This is a genomic window from Haloarcula sp. NS06 (genome assembly GCF_051122755.1).
Taxonomy (GTDB): Archaea; Halobacteriota; Halobacteria; order Halobacteriales; family Haloarculaceae; genus Haloarcula.
The window spans coordinates 258,033-272,533 of record NZ_CP184845.1 but is presented as its reverse complement, the minus strand read 5'-3'; the positions used below and the strand labels follow the sequence as shown (position 1 = coordinate 272,533).

Sequence of the window (14,501 nt, the reverse complement as noted above, 5' to 3'; positions counted from 1 at the left end):
GTACTTTCACCAGACGCGGACGAGGGTGACTACAGAAACACACGATGGATCTCGCTGAACGTATTTCCCGTCGCCGAGTAAGTTCGACCACAGAGGACATCGTCGCCAACTGGGAGAAATTGGACCCGACAATTCACCTCGACGAGCCGGTCGGCCGCGGCTCCGTCCTTGAGCAGATCCTCGACACCCTCGAGACGCTGTTCAACGGCGAGTTGCCGCCGAACCTCGTCGTCCGGGGACCTGCTGGCGTCGGGAAGTCGGCCATCGTCATCTCGCTGCTATCGAAACTCGCCGACGAGCTCGCTGAGTCCCGTTCCCGTCGATACACCGCCACTCGAGGCGGTAAGCGCCGCGACCGGATCCGATTTGCGTACACCGATGCTAGACACGCTTCGAGCCTGCACAAGCTCTATCACAGCGTCCTTGAGTACCTCACCAACGAGCCCGTCCCGGAACGCGGTATCGGCACCGATGACCTCCGCGAGCGGATCGAATCAGAACTTACCGGGACACCGGGTGCTGTAATTGCCATCGACCACGCCGACGAGGGCGATATGATCGACGCGGCGACACTCAAGCGACTTGACGAGGAGTTCGGCAACGCCTCGCTGATCACGATCGGAAGAAGCGATCCACAGTTGATCACGCCCGGCCAGATGGCCGCACAGATCGAGGTGCCGGCCTACCGAACACACGAGTTGATCGATCTGTTGACCGTGCGGGCCAGTCACGGGCTCACGTCCGGTATCACGCACGCGCAGGCTCGAACAATCACTTCTTGGGCCGAAGGTGATGCCCACGACGCGCTGGTGGCGCTCTTTACCGCCGCGATGTCGGCCAGCGAGTCCGGCCACGCCCAGCTCCGTGACGCCGACATCAAGATCGGAATCGACCGTTCGCCGCTGGACGGCGTCTCGCTGGGCCGGGTACTCACACTCAGCGAGAACAAGCAGGTCGTCCTCGAACGCCTCTTCGACGTTCCCGAGGAGCAACGGGTGAGCATCGAGACGACCGCCGAGACGATAGCGGCCAACTCCGCGCTCACCAAGACGACCGTCCGACGGTTCCTCTACGAACTCGCCGACGAGAACGTCCTGAAGAAGGTCCGGGCCGAGACGGCGCCGGGAAACAACGGGCGGCGCCCGACACGTCTCGAACCCCTCTTTCCCGTCGCCGTGTTCAAACAACTCCGATCGCTCCGACAATGACTCCGAGTATTCCCCCCGACGACCGAACGAACAGTAATCGAGACGACGCGGCGGCGCGGTACGTCGGTGCCATCGACCAGGGTACGACGGGGACGCGGTTCCTCGTCTACGACCGATCGGCACGACCCGTCACCAGCGCCTACGCCGGCCACGAACCGATCAGACCAGCCCCGGGACACGTCGAACATGATCCGACGACGCTGTGGGAAAACACCGTCAAGGTCGTCGAACGAGCCTGCGATCAGGCGGACATCCGGGCCGAGGAGCTGGCCGCCATCGGCGTCGCCAGCCAGAGGGCAACCGTGGTGCTTTGGGACGCCGAGACCGGGCAGCCGGTCGCCAACGCCATCGTCTGGCAGGATATGCGAACCGCCAACCGAACCGAGGAGTTGCGCGACAACGAGACCGAGAATCTGATCCGCGATCGAACCGGACTCGTCCCCGACACGTACTTCCCCGCGACCAAATTGGAGTGGCTCTTGGACGAGACCGATGTCCGGACGAACCCGGAGGGGATCCACTTCGGAACCGTCGACTCATGGTTGCTGTACAACCTCACGGGGACTCACGCGACCGACGTCACCAACGCGGCACAGACGATGCTGTTCGACATCGAAAACCGGGGGTGGGATGAGGAGTTGCTATCGATCTTCGACGTCCCCCGAGAGATTCTCCCGACAGTCCACCCTTCCAGTGACTCCGATGTTTACGGGGAGACAACGGTCGACGGCTACTTTGACGCGCCCGTTCCAATCACCGCGGCGCTTGGTGACCAGCAGGCTGCGCTGCTCGGCAACGGCTGTTTCGAGGCCGGCGATCTCAAGGTGAGTTATGGTGCCGGCTCCTTCGCACACTGCAACACAGGCACCGACCGGGTGCATAGCGGAAACAATCTCCTCTCGACGATCGTTTATCAAGAGGCGGGCTCGGAACCGATCTACGCGCTGGAAGGACCGATTTTCACCGGGGGCGCCGCCTTCGACTGGTTGCTTGACGTGGGGATCATCGACTCGGCGGGCGACATCGAGACGGTTGTCGACCAGACCGACCACTCCGAGGGCGTGTATCTGGTCCCCGGGTTTCGCGGCCTCGCGGCGCCACACTGGAACCAGTCCGCTCGTGGCTTGCTCGTTGGAGTCACTCCCGACACGACTCGGGGCCACCTCGTCCGCGCAGCCGTCGAGAGCATCTCATACCGGGTTCGGGAGGTCGTCGACGCGATTGGCCGGGATGTTCCGATGGAGACCGATTCGATTTGCGTCGACAGCGGACTGGCCGAGAACGACCAGTTCTGTGGGCTGCAGGCGGATGTCCTTGGGACATCCCTCGATCGCTCAGGGACTGAAGCCCCGACCGCGCTGGGAGCCGCCTACGCCGCCGGCCGAGCGATCGAGTACTGGAGTCAGTCAGAGTTCGCCGCCCAACTCGAATCGGCGGCCTCCTTTACGCCCTCCGAAGACACCGACTACGAACCCCGCTACGAACAGTGGGCTCGCGCGGTGGAACTGGCGACTAGGTGGACCGCCTCGCCGTACTCCGGATGATTACGGTAGCCGGTGGATTGTCTCCGTCCCATCGCCGGCCCGCAATGGGATCTCGATCCCGCCGTTCCGCGTCACGACTGCGTAACCGCCGGTCTCGACGTCTGGCTCCCGTTCCTTATTAAATGCGTCGACGGTGACATGGGGGAGTCCGCGGTAGGTCGTCAAGTCGCCTCATGGAGGTGACCGTTAAACGTTGCTCGGATCGCTTTCTCAGGACCGGCGTCGATCGCGTCCAGAAGAAGGCGCTTGTCGCCACAGAACGCCTCCTCGGGGATAGTGTCGAACCAGTAGTTTGAGCCGATCTCCCGAAGATGAACGGGATGGTGGACGAACACCAGTGCGTCCTCCAGTCGATCGAGCGCGGAACGGACGGTCTCGATCTGTTCGGCCCCGAGTTCGCCGCGGGCGTTCTCGAAGCGTGCACGCGCGGAGTTTAGAAAACAAGATCACGCTCGACGTCGACACCCCATAGCGGATCGTCAAGCACCGCAGCCAACCCCTCGGCGTCAAAATTGTCAAGATTGTAGTTGCCGGGGATCGCCCGGTAGGGGGCTGAGGGGTCATTGAGGTGGGAGCGGAGCGCGTCGAGGCGGCGCCGATCTGTCGCGGGGTCGGGCCCGTCCTGAATCAGGTCGCCCAACAGTACGACCAGATCCTCGTTCTGACCGGCGGTAGCGAGCACGCAACGCCACCAAAGAACGGCCCATCGCCTTTGTGACACTCATCCCGATGCGGTGCCGGCTGACGGGCATCACCGACATGGTCAGTGTTGACGCCGGTTCCAACCCGACACTGGTCAATGCCATTCAGGCCATCAAGGAAGGCGATGTTCTCGTAGTCAACGGCGACACACGCACGTGGAGTGAATTCTGGATCCACGATTTCGATCAAATAGAGGCAACGCTCTTGTGGCGTAGATTGTTGGTGAGTTAGAGCGCAGTTTCGAGGATGTTTTTGAATGCTTTTTTCGCGGTTTTCAATAGACACGACGACGAAGTTGGAACGCTCTGAGCTACGGCGTCAGCTTGTCTTTGAAGATACCTCGATGGGGCGAGAGCCAGGATCGCGCCAGCGATCTGTGGCTCTCACAGGTATTGACCTGAACGTCTCCGTCGGCATATTCGCCGTCGCCGTGGACGACGTATTCGCGGTCGAATGTATCGTCCTCGTCAAGCGGTTCGTATGCTCGAAAGCTTCGGTGTAGACGATCAGCGACTCCTCTTTTCGGTCAGCAAACAGAGCCGGATCGTTGATTCGTTGGCAGCTTCTGCTGGCAGCACATAGCGGTCGCCACTTCTACGATCAGTAAAAATGAACACTGGTGACTTGTCCTCGGCGTACGTGCCACGTCCCTGCGTGGACAGGCACTTGAGCCGCTGCTCCAATCAAAAAAGAGCGTGGGAGAAATTTGGAGGATAGTAGTAAGCACTATCGGTTTTACGCGGACCCCCGCTGTACGGGAAGCATGGATCGGCTTCCTCCTGAGTACGACGCTACTCTCGGGGATGACGCCCTCGAAGCAGCCATCGAGAAGCGACTGGTCGATATCGACTCCGGGCGCTACCGAACAAACGTCGCGAGCGTCCTGCGGAAGTTCGCGGCATGGATGCAGGACGAACATGGTATCGCCATCAACGCAGTCGTAGTAACGACTTGTGCAAAAGCCATAAGAAGTGATCTTAGCTGTATCTCAGCGTGTTGGAGTGCTTTCAGACATGGAACACTATCTAATAGTCGATAGGAACATATTTATTTGATAAAATTACAATAACGCAGTGCAATGCTCAAAGCGCTCACAATCTAGTCACCGAGGTTACACAGCGCCGGGAGTGTCGGCGTTGACAAGGTTCGAGGTTTTCAGTCAGCGCAGTATTATACCGACTGTCCTGTCCAACTCACTCTAATCACGCTGATTTTAATTCGAAGTAGTCAATCTCAAGTTCTCTATTGCCATTCCCATTGGTATCTGAATCGAGGATCAAATAGAGATTGTCGTAATTTGCAACTATATCTTGCTCTTCTGACTCTGTAAAGGAGTAGGAGTAGCTCTTAGAGCCCTTGACCTTCGTAGGGAGAGACTGTCGATAGGTGAGTTGCTCGCCACTCTCATTAACAAGGTAAAATCCAAAAGTGCCGCTGCCACCGCCAATCTGAATGCGCTCTATGTCGAAGATCATCTCATACTCAGTGGCTGTCTTGTCTACCGGCGGCAGTGCATATCCGACTTTGAGGTCCTCTTCGTTCCCCACAGAGATAGCTGTCGCAGTTGTACCATCGTTGTCGTTGACTCCAGAAGGCTTCTCGATAGTTCCACTTGGATCCGTTGGCTGTGAGGCGTCACCGCTATCATCATCTCTGTAGTTGCTCGCATCGCCGTAGTCGAATGTGCAGCTAATATTGATGTACGAGGTAGGACTGGTTCTCCGGGTCGCGGTAACCGATGTGTTGTCCGTTGTCGCCACAAAATCCAGGACAACTTGATACGAATCCCCGAAGTCATCGGTTTTGCTGGTGCAACTAATGTCCACGTCAAACTGGGCGTTGCCTGTGTTCCTGACAGTCGCTTCAACTGGTGGAGCAATAGTCTCTGTGCCGTCCCGTGCAATCAGTTTCACAACGCTCACATCAATATCTGACTCAGACAGCGAACCGATGTTGTCTGTTACTTCGTACACGGTTGCCGTGTCATCCTCTCCAGAGACTTCAGCAGTGCCAGATGTATCGACCAGTCCGAGAAGTGCATTGGCGTCTTTTGACGTGTCGATATTGCTCTCGCGGCTAGCACTGATTTGTGTGAACGCAAGTGACTCGGACACGAGCAGCGTGCCGCCCCCAGCTATAAGACCAAGAGCAGCGCGACGTGTGAGTGGCTGTTTATCCATCGTGAAGTGGAATATGCCGTATACAATCCATTTGGTTCCGCTTACATAAACACTGGTCGATAATACGAACAATCTTTGAAACAAAGCATGGAAGGGCCAGTACAACCGGAGCCTGTACCTACGTATTCACTTGAGGGGTAGGTGTATCAGGCTCTATACTGAATATGTGACCTGTATCTCGCACAGCTACTAGACATTTCTCGGAACTAATACAGTCTCTTGTCGACTTCCCAAATGGTTGTTCAATTAGACCATTGCTCCTCATAGGAGAATCGGTAGTAACGACTTTCTGAATAAGCCGTGAATTGGTCGGTACCGCCAGTACATAGTCCACTATCCCTGCCGTGCCAGCACGATTGCGTACAAAATCAAGCCGGTTCCGAGTAACTGGGTGAATCCTTCGGCAGTTTATACATATACCGCCCCGGCATAGCGTACGATGACTACAGTTGCAACGAAGCTGACAACTGTCAACGTTCCGACGATACACCCGACGCCGTCGATCATAATCCAGTCAGCTCGAGATATACTGGCAGACCTGTGTGAATGGTCTGACTACGAGTTTGAGGAACCACTGGAACCACACGGCGCTCGTCGTGGCCTCTGGCGGGAGATCTATCGCGAGAACCCACAGTTGGCACGGAACGTGTACGTCACAAATCCATCGAGACAACTTATGAAGGCTCCGCTCAAGAGGCCGCAAAACGCACTCGTGACGAAGCGAACGATATCATCTCTAGTGAGGAGACCAACTAACCTGGGCTGTACTGTGATTAATCGGTTAACAAGGAGATTTATTTCATGACTTCTGGGAGGAACTACCTGCTCAGGAGGCGTGCGAAGTTATCGGATTTTTACCCACCGCAAGCGCTATAGAGTACAGAATTTATTGTTCTGATATGTATAGGACTGTTCGAGATTCGCTTGAAGACTGGTATAATCCGAGTATTCAGTCTGCGGTGATTGTCTTGATGGGTTGGAGTTTTAGTCTCTTTCTGTTCCTCAACAGTCCCGATTTAACGAATCCGTACTACGTTTTCGGAGTCGGAGTAATGGGCTTCGCAATCGTCTTTGCGGCGCTTATGCTTATCTCTGTGCTACTGAAGCGCCAATAGACCACTACCCTGTACTGACCGTTTGTTGGGAGAGTCATATGTAGTGTGAGGTGCGGTGTATGACACCGTTTACAGTGCTGCTATGTATCCAAACACAGCCCATCGGCCTAATTTGAGAGCGACCCCGCAATTGGCTACAAACTCGGGGTCACCGCGTCCATATTATGCGAGCCCACTCGACTGGCGATACTGATAATCGCCAAGGCCCAGCAGCGGGAAAAAGAGGATACCAAGGAAGGTGAGCCCGAGTCCAAACCCGATACCTCTCCCGAACGCTCGAGCCACTCCAGCATGAATCTTGTACAGCGCGTATAGATTTATGACCGGGATAAATACGAGGACCAACCACCACCATGCATTCTCCCCGATCCGAAGCATGATATAGAGGTTGTATATCGGAATGATTGCCTTCCACCCTGCGTGACCAGCTTTCTTGAATACCATCCACATCCCGGCAATCTGGATGCCAACAATCAGCAGGTTGAACAGGAGGAGCACAATACCACCGGCATCACCACTTTGCAGGGGGGTAATTAACACCTCAAAGGGGACCATACCAGTAGTGGTTTACTGATTTGGTAAAAAAGTGATGAATCTTATAGGCGTGCTTGAATACTGTTTCTGTCGGCCGATAGTATTGACTAATAAACAGACTACTCTGGCGCAACGACGTCTTCACACATTGGACACTCGGCCCAGACGCCTGCCGTCCCGTCGCTCTTCTCATATTCGACCAGTGTCCATGCGGCTGTGATGGGCTCACCACAATGTGGACACCGACCAATGCGCTGTGTGTTTCCAGGCATAGAACGTAATCAGGGAATGTGACGACGTTGTGTGTGAAGAAATATCAAGCCGCTTCGGTCTTAACCGTTTGCGTCGTCAAAAAATCAACTATAGACTGTCCAATATCAAAAGGTCCGACTGACAACCCTCCATTCAATGGCCAGAGAGAGTTAATCAGTTTCAGTTTCACTCCGGTAGCAGAACATTCTAGCTTCCCTTGCAGAACAAAGCGTATGGAAGAAATAATCCCACTCGGGCGTGCGCGTCGGCGCTGTGGCGAACAAGTTGTCTTCAGTGTCGAGACCGAGTGGGGCGTATATACATATGATCTTGAGGCGCACCTACAGACCAACCCCGGACATAGGGCACCCATCAAGATAGAGTGAGACTATCCAACGCCACGAACAGTTACGATGAAGGGAACGACATCGCTGACAAATAGCGAGTAGTGAAGCAAGGACGTATCAGCCTCGCTGGCGGTACGGTGGACACTCTCCCATTGATCGAATACAAGTGTAAATCAGAGGGGTGTACATTGTGGCGGTCAACCTAAGAGAGACAAACAAATACTGGCCGGCCTACGCCAATTCAGCAGAGGAACTGATGTGGGTCCTAAGCACTCCTGTTCCGCCTCCTGATTTGAGACAGGCAGGGACATGAACGCGGCGTTAGACATCCCGGATGATTGTAGAGAATTGCGCTCCATATGGGGACGCTTAGACTTGCAAAGCGCGTCATTGAAGCAGAAGCACTGACGCTAACAGTAATTAATAGTTCTCTTTCTTTATTTAGAATACCGATTAAATTAACACTCTATGAAAAACGACTATGCCAATCCGCACTCTATGTGTGATATGGTCAAGGTAGATTCAAAGGGACGAATAGTTCTCCCGAAGAAGGTTCGAGAAGACCTTGGGATTACTCCTGGAACCGAGGTAACCATCCGAGGAGAAGACGGGAAAGCGGTCGTCGAGCCTAAAGAAAACCCCGAACAGATTATCGAGCGCGCGGAACAGTTCATCACCCAGATGTCTTCCGAGCACGGGGAGACGAAACCGCCTGAGGAAGGAGTGGACCCCATTTCCCAGAAGCACAGGGACGTGATTCGAAGAGGTGCAGAAGAAAACAGTGATGAATGACGCGTTCGATACCGAAGTCACAAATCCCGACACAATCGCTAAAAGTGTTCAGAACGCTAATCAGCCATTAAGCGGCGTTTGAGCCCCTCTGAGTCGTCTGTTCTTGTGAATACACCGTCTTCAAGCCACCAATACTGAGCCGACGATCCGCATTCCGAACTGAGATTTACGAATTCGGGGTGGCAGGTCAGAAAGAATACTTGGTTTGTCACTGAGAGCTCACCAATGACGTCGAAGACACGGGAGATGTGATCCGGATCGAAGTTTGTCGCAGCATCGTCAAGAATCACTGGAAGCTCGACCTCTATCTGACGAATCCGGGCAAGTCGCACCGCGAGGAACAACTGTTCGGCAGTAGCGCGGCTCAGTTCACCGACACCGTGGTGCGGACCATTGCTACGGAGGGCGCGAAACTCGAGGTCCTGTAATTCCCCATCGAGTTCGATACCATCGTACTCTTGCGTGATACTGCTGAAAATCTCGCTCGTCTCATCGACAAGCGAGTGAATCACGTCCTCCATTAGCCGCTCGTGAAGCTGACTAATCATCTCCTCGGCGATTCGGTTAACGGCGTACGCTTCACCCACACGCTCGAATTCGACACGCCCATCATCGATCTGTGCCTGCGCTTCTCGGAGATCGTCTTCAGAGGCTAACTGATCCCGTTCTCTCTCCAGCTCAAGACATTCTTCGTGGATCTCATCACGCCGATCTTCTAAATCGCCGATCTCGCCCTGGATGTCCCGAATCCTGTCTCCGATTGCATCTTCGTCTGCGAACTCATCGGCTGCTACCTCTGTTACTTCTATCCATGGCTCATCGTCATCGCGCAGCGGTGCAAAGACCTCCCGAGTAGACGGGCTATCAAGTCGGTTGGTTACTTGAGTTTCGAGCTGTTCGCGTTCCTCAACCGCAGTTGTGATCTCCTCCGCGTTTTCAGCCCAGTCATGGAACTCCTCTATACGGCGACGGATCGTCTCGTTGTCCGTCGACGCTTCGACGGACTTCTCATCGCGCCACTTCGTCAGTACTGAGTCAATATCGTCGACGCAATCCTCGCGATCGGCCTTTGCATTATGCACTTCTGTTGCCAGTCGAAGGTCGGCCGCAGTGGCCTCAAGGGTCGATAGCAACAAATCCGCGTTCTCCGGCGGGGAATCCTCCGACCAGGAGCCATCACCGATATCCTCTAAGAGTTCGTCGACCTCCCGAAGCTCTGTCGCGAGGTCTTCCCGTTCAGCTTCCCACTGCTCATACTCACGCCGATAGGTGTTGGTCTCCTCGTTCAGGTCGACCACCCCATTGTAGAATTGCGGGACCTGACTTTCCGGAAGATCCTCTGGGAGCCCCAGTCGTGACGCGAGTTCCTCTAATTCGCGTTCTCTGGTCTCGAGGTCTGATTCGACGCTTTCGAACTGCGTCTCAGCGGCTTCTATTTCACCCTTGAGGTTCGAAACCCGCGCTTTGAGTTCACGACGAGGTTCTGTATCGATCGTCGTCTTCGACTGTCTCCGGCGCGTCCCTTACTGCTTCCAAAGGGTCCTTAAGCTACTTGGAAACGCCGGGGTCGTCCACTTCCTGCTTGGCAAGTTAGTGTTCGTTGGTTAGCACAGTAGGCGTCAGAAGTGTGTTGAGTATCCGCTGGAAAGAGGTGATGTGCATCGTGTTCAGATTAGCTGATTCCATGCGAAGCTGAATGATCTGAGCCAATCGTCGGCTGTTTTCGCTTCGGCGTTGCTGAAACAGTTTGAGAAACAGATAGTTCGTCGTTTTATTTCTCTGAAGACATGTTCGACAGCGTTCCGATTTCCATGTTTTTCGTATCTGAATCGAAGCCATGTCGATGACATGCAGCTTGTAACGATTTGGAGCCATCGACGAGAAACACGGCGTCGTCAACGTCGTGTTTCTCACTGAGTTCGGTGAGAAATGAGTGGGCGAGAACCTTCGTTGTAGTTGGCTTAACCTTCGTATAGAGCAACTCGTTTGTTTCTGGATCGACAGCAGCGTACAGCCAATACTGTTCATCGTTGAGTCGGATCACAGTTTCGTCAACCGCAACGTGATCCGGCGATCGACCGTCTTCGGGCTGTAAATCTGCTTTGTGAACCCAATTATGTACAGTTGATCGAGCGCGTTGGACACCGAATACCTCAAGAACTGAAACAGTATTCGAAAGTGATAGTCCAACCAGACGCAACTGAATACTCAGCTTCATCAGCAGTCGCGGTGTCGCTTCTCGCTCCACAAAATCCAAGTCAATCTGGTCGATACTACCGCTGAGGCCAGCGTTTTCGGGCATGAACCACTCAGAAAACGCTACGCCTCACCTTTCAAACCTTATCTGAACACCGCGGTTCAATCGACCCCAAAATCATATGATATTCGCCCCCTGTTCGGTCTAGCAGGGGCCAGTTCCGAACCCAAATTCAAGCACTCGACCCGTGTCGTCCGGCGCGAATCGATTCAGTAGACCGACCTATGTATCCCGGTTGAGGACCCGTGAGTAGAAGAAACCGTAGAGTTTCGCGACTCGTCGAAGCTTCGCCGACAGTGGGCGTTATTGATGTCCTCGACGACCGTGGAGAGGTCCTTACGCTTTTGTACTGGTATTCGAGAAAAAGTACCGACTGCGCGTGAACAAATATCGATGCATCCCTACAGAACCTCGTGGCCTCTCATGCCCGAGAACGTACTGTGTGGTCGACACGACTGGAACTTCGATATCGCCGCCATCCTGTCCGTTGACGACACCTTGGACGTTGGTACCACTACCGGTGCGGTCGACACCATCGACGCGCTCGAATCCGCGGTACGTCTGGACTTCTTCGGCGATGGTATTTTTATCTCCGGTCTGAAGGTCGATATCGCCGCGAGCGTAGCCCGCTCTGAGCCCATCTCTAATGTCTGTATCGAGATTATCAGTCCGGTCCGGCAGCGCTTCGTCTATCTATCCGTATCCAGTACGGGCCGAAGGCTGGATGTGAGAGTGTCAGAAGCTGGTAGCGCCGGTATCGTCACGAGTAATCCTAGGGACAAGGCGGCGGAGTTGGTCAGCCTTCAAGTCACGATATGAGCAGAGTATGCTCCACGATCAAGACTGTGCAAGGCGCTGGGACTCGCTATCTCACTGGTGGCAGACATTCCGCCGGGCACCGACGACATACTCTCTCATATCCACCGGTTCGAACAGACGCCACACCAACCTATGACGTTGTCCCCATCTCGACTGTTGTGAGTTTATACGTAGTATCGCCTGCTGGTGTCCCCGGGTTCACACCCTCAACGGACATGCTCGTCCAGTAGATGGATATTGTTACGCCGTCAGCAGTTCCTTCGGGATCAACATAAATTGTCTCGCCTGCCTCCCACGTCTCTCCAATCCCGACCTGTGGTGGGTTGTCACCACTTGCCTCGGTGAATTTCTCTCGCCTGCTTGCGTACGCATCGTTTGCAGGCGTTGAACTGCTGCTTGGGCGGCCGCCTATATCGAGGTGTTCTGAACCAGAAACGTAGAGCTGGTCGGTTTGTGCGGTATCGCCTGCCACAAGTGTAATCGCTACCACCTGTTCTCCGTCATCTACGGCTGCTACAAATTCACCTGATACCTCGATGTATGGTGCGTCCGCTTGGATAGTAGAGCCGAGGTCGAGCACCAAGACGCTAATCGTTGCACTGAGTATCACAACAACAGCGACCAGCAGAATAGTCAAAATAATAGGAGAAACGGCACGGCGTCAGTGAGGCATATGATAGGTTATCCGCTATTATGATACATAACCAGTCACCTACTTGTGGACAGCCATCAGGTTTAGTCAGTAGCTCCACTACCGTTGTCCCAGATCGGAGATAGTGAAAGCCCAAAGTACGCACACAGACTTCCTAGTTACTCTGCAGGCTGATGTCTGAACACAGTCCCTCTTCAGCACAGACTGGCGTCCAAAATCCCACACATGGCGACTGGGGCAGTCTGTCTTAGGTAGCAATGTGTCTCGCAGGTGCCCCAAATCAGATAGATATATTTTCGTTTTAACCTATGCATATCCTGCAGGTGGTGGTCCATCCATACAGCCTGCTACTGTCTCGTAACCTGTGTGATACCTGTTTGGCTCAGGCAGTCTCGTAACGGCGAGAGTATGAGTCTATAGTCGGTGTCTGCGCACCCTCGCAGTTTCGAAAATGCTCTCGTAGCCCAACATTGCATGCTGAGGGCTTTGCTGTCGAGTCGTCTGGCATCGATGAAGTTGTCAGCTACGACAGCTTGTACTCACAGGCGCTGAATCACAATGAAGCAGTGAACTCAAATAGATAGTATATAGTATAACAATTGGTAGCTATTGGATGCTAATTGATACGCTGCTGTTTGCGACGACAACGTTCCTCATTTGGGTCGCGCTGATCTATTCGGTGTCGGCGCTCTGGTGGTTAATAGAAGTCTTACCACTGGGTATCGGATGGAACTCGAGTGAGATGGACGCGTGGGGACTGGATGACGTACAGGTTCGTGTCCTCACAATCGGAGCCGAAGAGGTTGTGCAGGCAACCGTTGACTCGGTTCCCGGCGGTGTTGCCGGGATCAAGGTTATTGCTGAACAAGATATTGAAATCGACGGGGCAGCAGTGCACATCGTCCCAGACTCATTCAGTTGTGAAGCCACAAACAAGGGTCGCGCTGTCGAATGGGCACGAAGACATGTCTCCTGTGACGCAGAGTACGTCTTGTACCTCGATGAAGATACACTGGTTACTGGGTTGACTGGCCTCCCTGATGCAGACTTCGTGCAGTTTACTGAGAAGCCGATTTACACAGGCTCACGGCTCGCCTATCTGTGTGAGGTGTTCCGCGTTGGGTACCAGTTCGAACAGCGTGCCTTCCGTCGTCTTTCGTATCCACTGTATGCATGGGGCGGTGGGTTTGCAATCCGGCACGAGTTAGAGGATGAGCTCACCTGGGACGTAGCAACGATCACCGAGGACACGAACCTCATTTGGCGAGCTGCTGACCAATTCGACTTAGAATATCGGCTCGTCGACGCTCGGTTTCGGAATCAAGCGCCACCATCGCTGAAAGCATTGATTAAGCAGCGTCGCCGGTGGATGTCCGGAACACTGAAAGATAATCATATCCTCCCGCTAGTGTATCAACCACTGACGCTAACTCGCGTCGTGTCGTGGGGCTTTTCGCCGGCCATCCCACTGTTGATTATTGGTGCTTCGTTCGTCCCCGGTGCAACAGTCAGCATCCAGTTCTTCGAACTGATTTCGACTGCATTACTGGTTGTTCTATTTTTGTATATGCTGTTTGGCCTGTGGGCCTACAGAAAACATCCATTATTATGGCCGGTGTTTCTGGTATTGACACCACTAGCCGTTGTCCTCCATGCAATCGGGGCTGCATGGGGTGTTCTTAGCCCAATCGAGGAGTTTGAGGTCACAGAGAAAGTCGCACCCGAGACCGTCGAAGATATCAACCCAGAACTGAGCGAGGGTGCGATTGCAGCTCATGATGGGGAAGACCGTCTCGTTCGGGACTCGGCTGACGAATTCGATACGGAACTGTTCAAAGGTTAGCTGTAGTCACAAATCCGATTTTGCCAGCGGCTCCGGATTCTAAGCCAGTTTATTTTAGACTTCTCAGACCGGCCAGCCGATGCCGCGAGGTAGATATGGAGGCTGTCTGATAGATATCAACTCTGCGTGTTGCTTACCCTCTGTGGTTAGAAATTCTCAGCTCGGATCACGTTCACAACGAGTTCTATACCGGGTCCTGAACGCGGATAGCACGTGGGGCAGACAGCCGGGCGAAATAGATGGATAGCTATTGGAC

At 54.2% G+C, this 14,501-nt stretch carries 11 protein-coding genes and 5 pseudogenes; 7 read left to right on the top strand and 9 right to left on the bottom strand.

The window, feature by feature from the left end; genetic code table 11:
• Positions 1-44: 44 nt before the first annotated feature.
• Complete coding sequence (locus tag ACODNH_RS21150; RefSeq protein WP_434531514.1) at positions 45-1,208, top strand: Cdc6/Cdc18 family protein; 1,164 nt, start codon at positions 45-47, stop codon at positions 1,206-1,208.
• Positions 1,205-2,752, top strand: a complete 1,548-nt coding sequence (locus ACODNH_RS21145) for an FGGY family carbohydrate kinase (protein WP_434531513.1) — start codon at positions 1,205-1,207, stop codon at positions 2,750-2,752. The genes ACODNH_RS21150 and ACODNH_RS21145 overlap by 4 nt, the downstream gene beginning before the upstream one ends.
• Here the strand turns inward: ACODNH_RS21145 and ACODNH_RS21140 are convergent, their stop codons facing one another.
• The 4 genes and pseudogenes from ACODNH_RS21140 to ACODNH_RS21125 all read right to left on the bottom strand — a co-directional run.
• The gene (locus ACODNH_RS21140; protein ID WP_434531512.1) at positions 2,753-2,917 is read right to left on the bottom strand and encodes a hypothetical protein; all 165 of its coding nucleotides are present in this window, start codon (positions 2,915-2,917) and stop codon (positions 2,753-2,755) included. It lies immediately after the preceding gene.
• Positions 2,914-3,087, bottom strand: a complete 174-nt coding sequence (locus ACODNH_RS21135) for a hypothetical protein (protein ID WP_434531511.1) — start codon at positions 3,085-3,087, stop codon at positions 2,914-2,916. Before ACODNH_RS21135 ends, ACODNH_RS21140 begins: the two co-directional genes overlap by 4 nt.
• A 98-nt stretch (positions 3,088-3,185) precedes the next feature.
• Positions 3,186-3,434, bottom strand: a complete 249-nt coding sequence (locus tag ACODNH_RS21130) for a hypothetical protein (RefSeq protein ID WP_434531510.1) — start codon at positions 3,432-3,434, stop codon at positions 3,186-3,188.
• 247 nt (positions 3,435-3,681) lie between these two features.
• A pseudogene (locus ACODNH_RS21125) lies at positions 3,682-4,128 on the bottom strand (transposase); the annotation flags it as partial.
• An 89-nt stretch (positions 4,129-4,217) separates the two neighbouring features.
• Here ACODNH_RS21125 and ACODNH_RS21120 point away from each other — a divergent pair.
• Positions 4,218-4,379 (top strand): annotated as a pseudogene (locus tag ACODNH_RS21120) (tyrosine-type recombinase/integrase); the annotation flags it as partial.
• Positions 4,380-4,656: 277 nt separating this feature from the next.
• Here the strand turns inward: ACODNH_RS21120 and ACODNH_RS21115 are convergent.
• Complete coding sequence (locus ACODNH_RS21115) at positions 4,657-5,634, bottom strand: hypothetical protein (RefSeq protein WP_434531509.1); 978 nt, start codon at positions 5,632-5,634, stop codon at positions 4,657-4,659.
• A 484-nt stretch (positions 5,635-6,118) separates the two neighbouring features.
• Here ACODNH_RS21115 and ACODNH_RS21110 point away from each other — a divergent pair.
• Positions 6,119-6,390: pseudogene (locus tag ACODNH_RS21110) on the top strand (tyrosine-type recombinase/integrase); the annotation flags it as partial.
• A gap of 521 nt (positions 6,391-6,911) precedes the next feature.
• On the opposite strand, the gene ACODNH_RS21105 reads toward ACODNH_RS21110, so the two are convergent.
• Positions 6,912-7,304 carry a DUF5684 domain-containing protein gene (locus ACODNH_RS21105; protein ID WP_434531508.1) on the bottom strand — a complete coding sequence of 131 codons (393 nt, stop codon included), beginning with the start codon at positions 7,302-7,304 and terminating at the stop codon, positions 6,912-6,914.
• A gap of 1,085 nt (positions 7,305-8,389) precedes the next feature.
• Between ACODNH_RS21105 and ACODNH_RS21100 the strand changes: the two genes are divergently transcribed.
• Positions 8,390-8,674, top strand: coding sequence for an AbrB/MazE/SpoVT family DNA-binding domain-containing protein (locus tag ACODNH_RS21100; RefSeq protein WP_434531507.1), 285 nt, complete (start codon positions 8,390-8,392; stop codon positions 8,672-8,674).
• Positions 8,675-8,730: 56 nt separating this feature from the next.
• Here ACODNH_RS21100 and ACODNH_RS21095 read toward each other — a convergent pair whose 3' ends face one another.
• Positions 8,731-9,972, bottom strand: a complete 1,242-nt coding sequence (locus ACODNH_RS21095) for an ATP-binding protein (RefSeq protein ID WP_434531506.1) — start codon at positions 9,970-9,972, stop codon at positions 8,731-8,733.
• A gap of 369 nt (positions 9,973-10,341) precedes the next feature.
• A pseudogene (locus ACODNH_RS21090) lies at positions 10,342-10,976 on the bottom strand (IS6 family transposase).
• A gap of 378 nt (positions 10,977-11,354) precedes the next feature.
• On the opposite strand from ACODNH_RS21090, the gene ACODNH_RS21085 reads away from it, so the two are divergent.
• Positions 11,355-11,750 (top strand): hypothetical protein, encoded by a 396-nt coding sequence (locus ACODNH_RS21085; RefSeq protein WP_434531505.1) that lies wholly within the window; start codon positions 11,355-11,357, stop codon positions 11,748-11,750.
• 130 nt (positions 11,751-11,880) lie between these two features.
• Here ACODNH_RS21085 and ACODNH_RS21080 read toward each other — a convergent pair.
• Positions 11,881-12,399, bottom strand: a pseudogene (locus ACODNH_RS21080) (type IV pilin); the annotation flags it as partial.
• A gap of 616 nt (positions 12,400-13,015) precedes the next feature.
• Here ACODNH_RS21080 and ACODNH_RS21075 point away from each other — a divergent pair.
• Entirely contained in the window at positions 13,016-14,245 is a 1,230-nt protein-coding gene (locus tag ACODNH_RS21075; RefSeq protein WP_434531504.1) for a glycosyltransferase, read from the top strand.
• Positions 14,246-14,501: the final 256 nt, after the last annotated feature.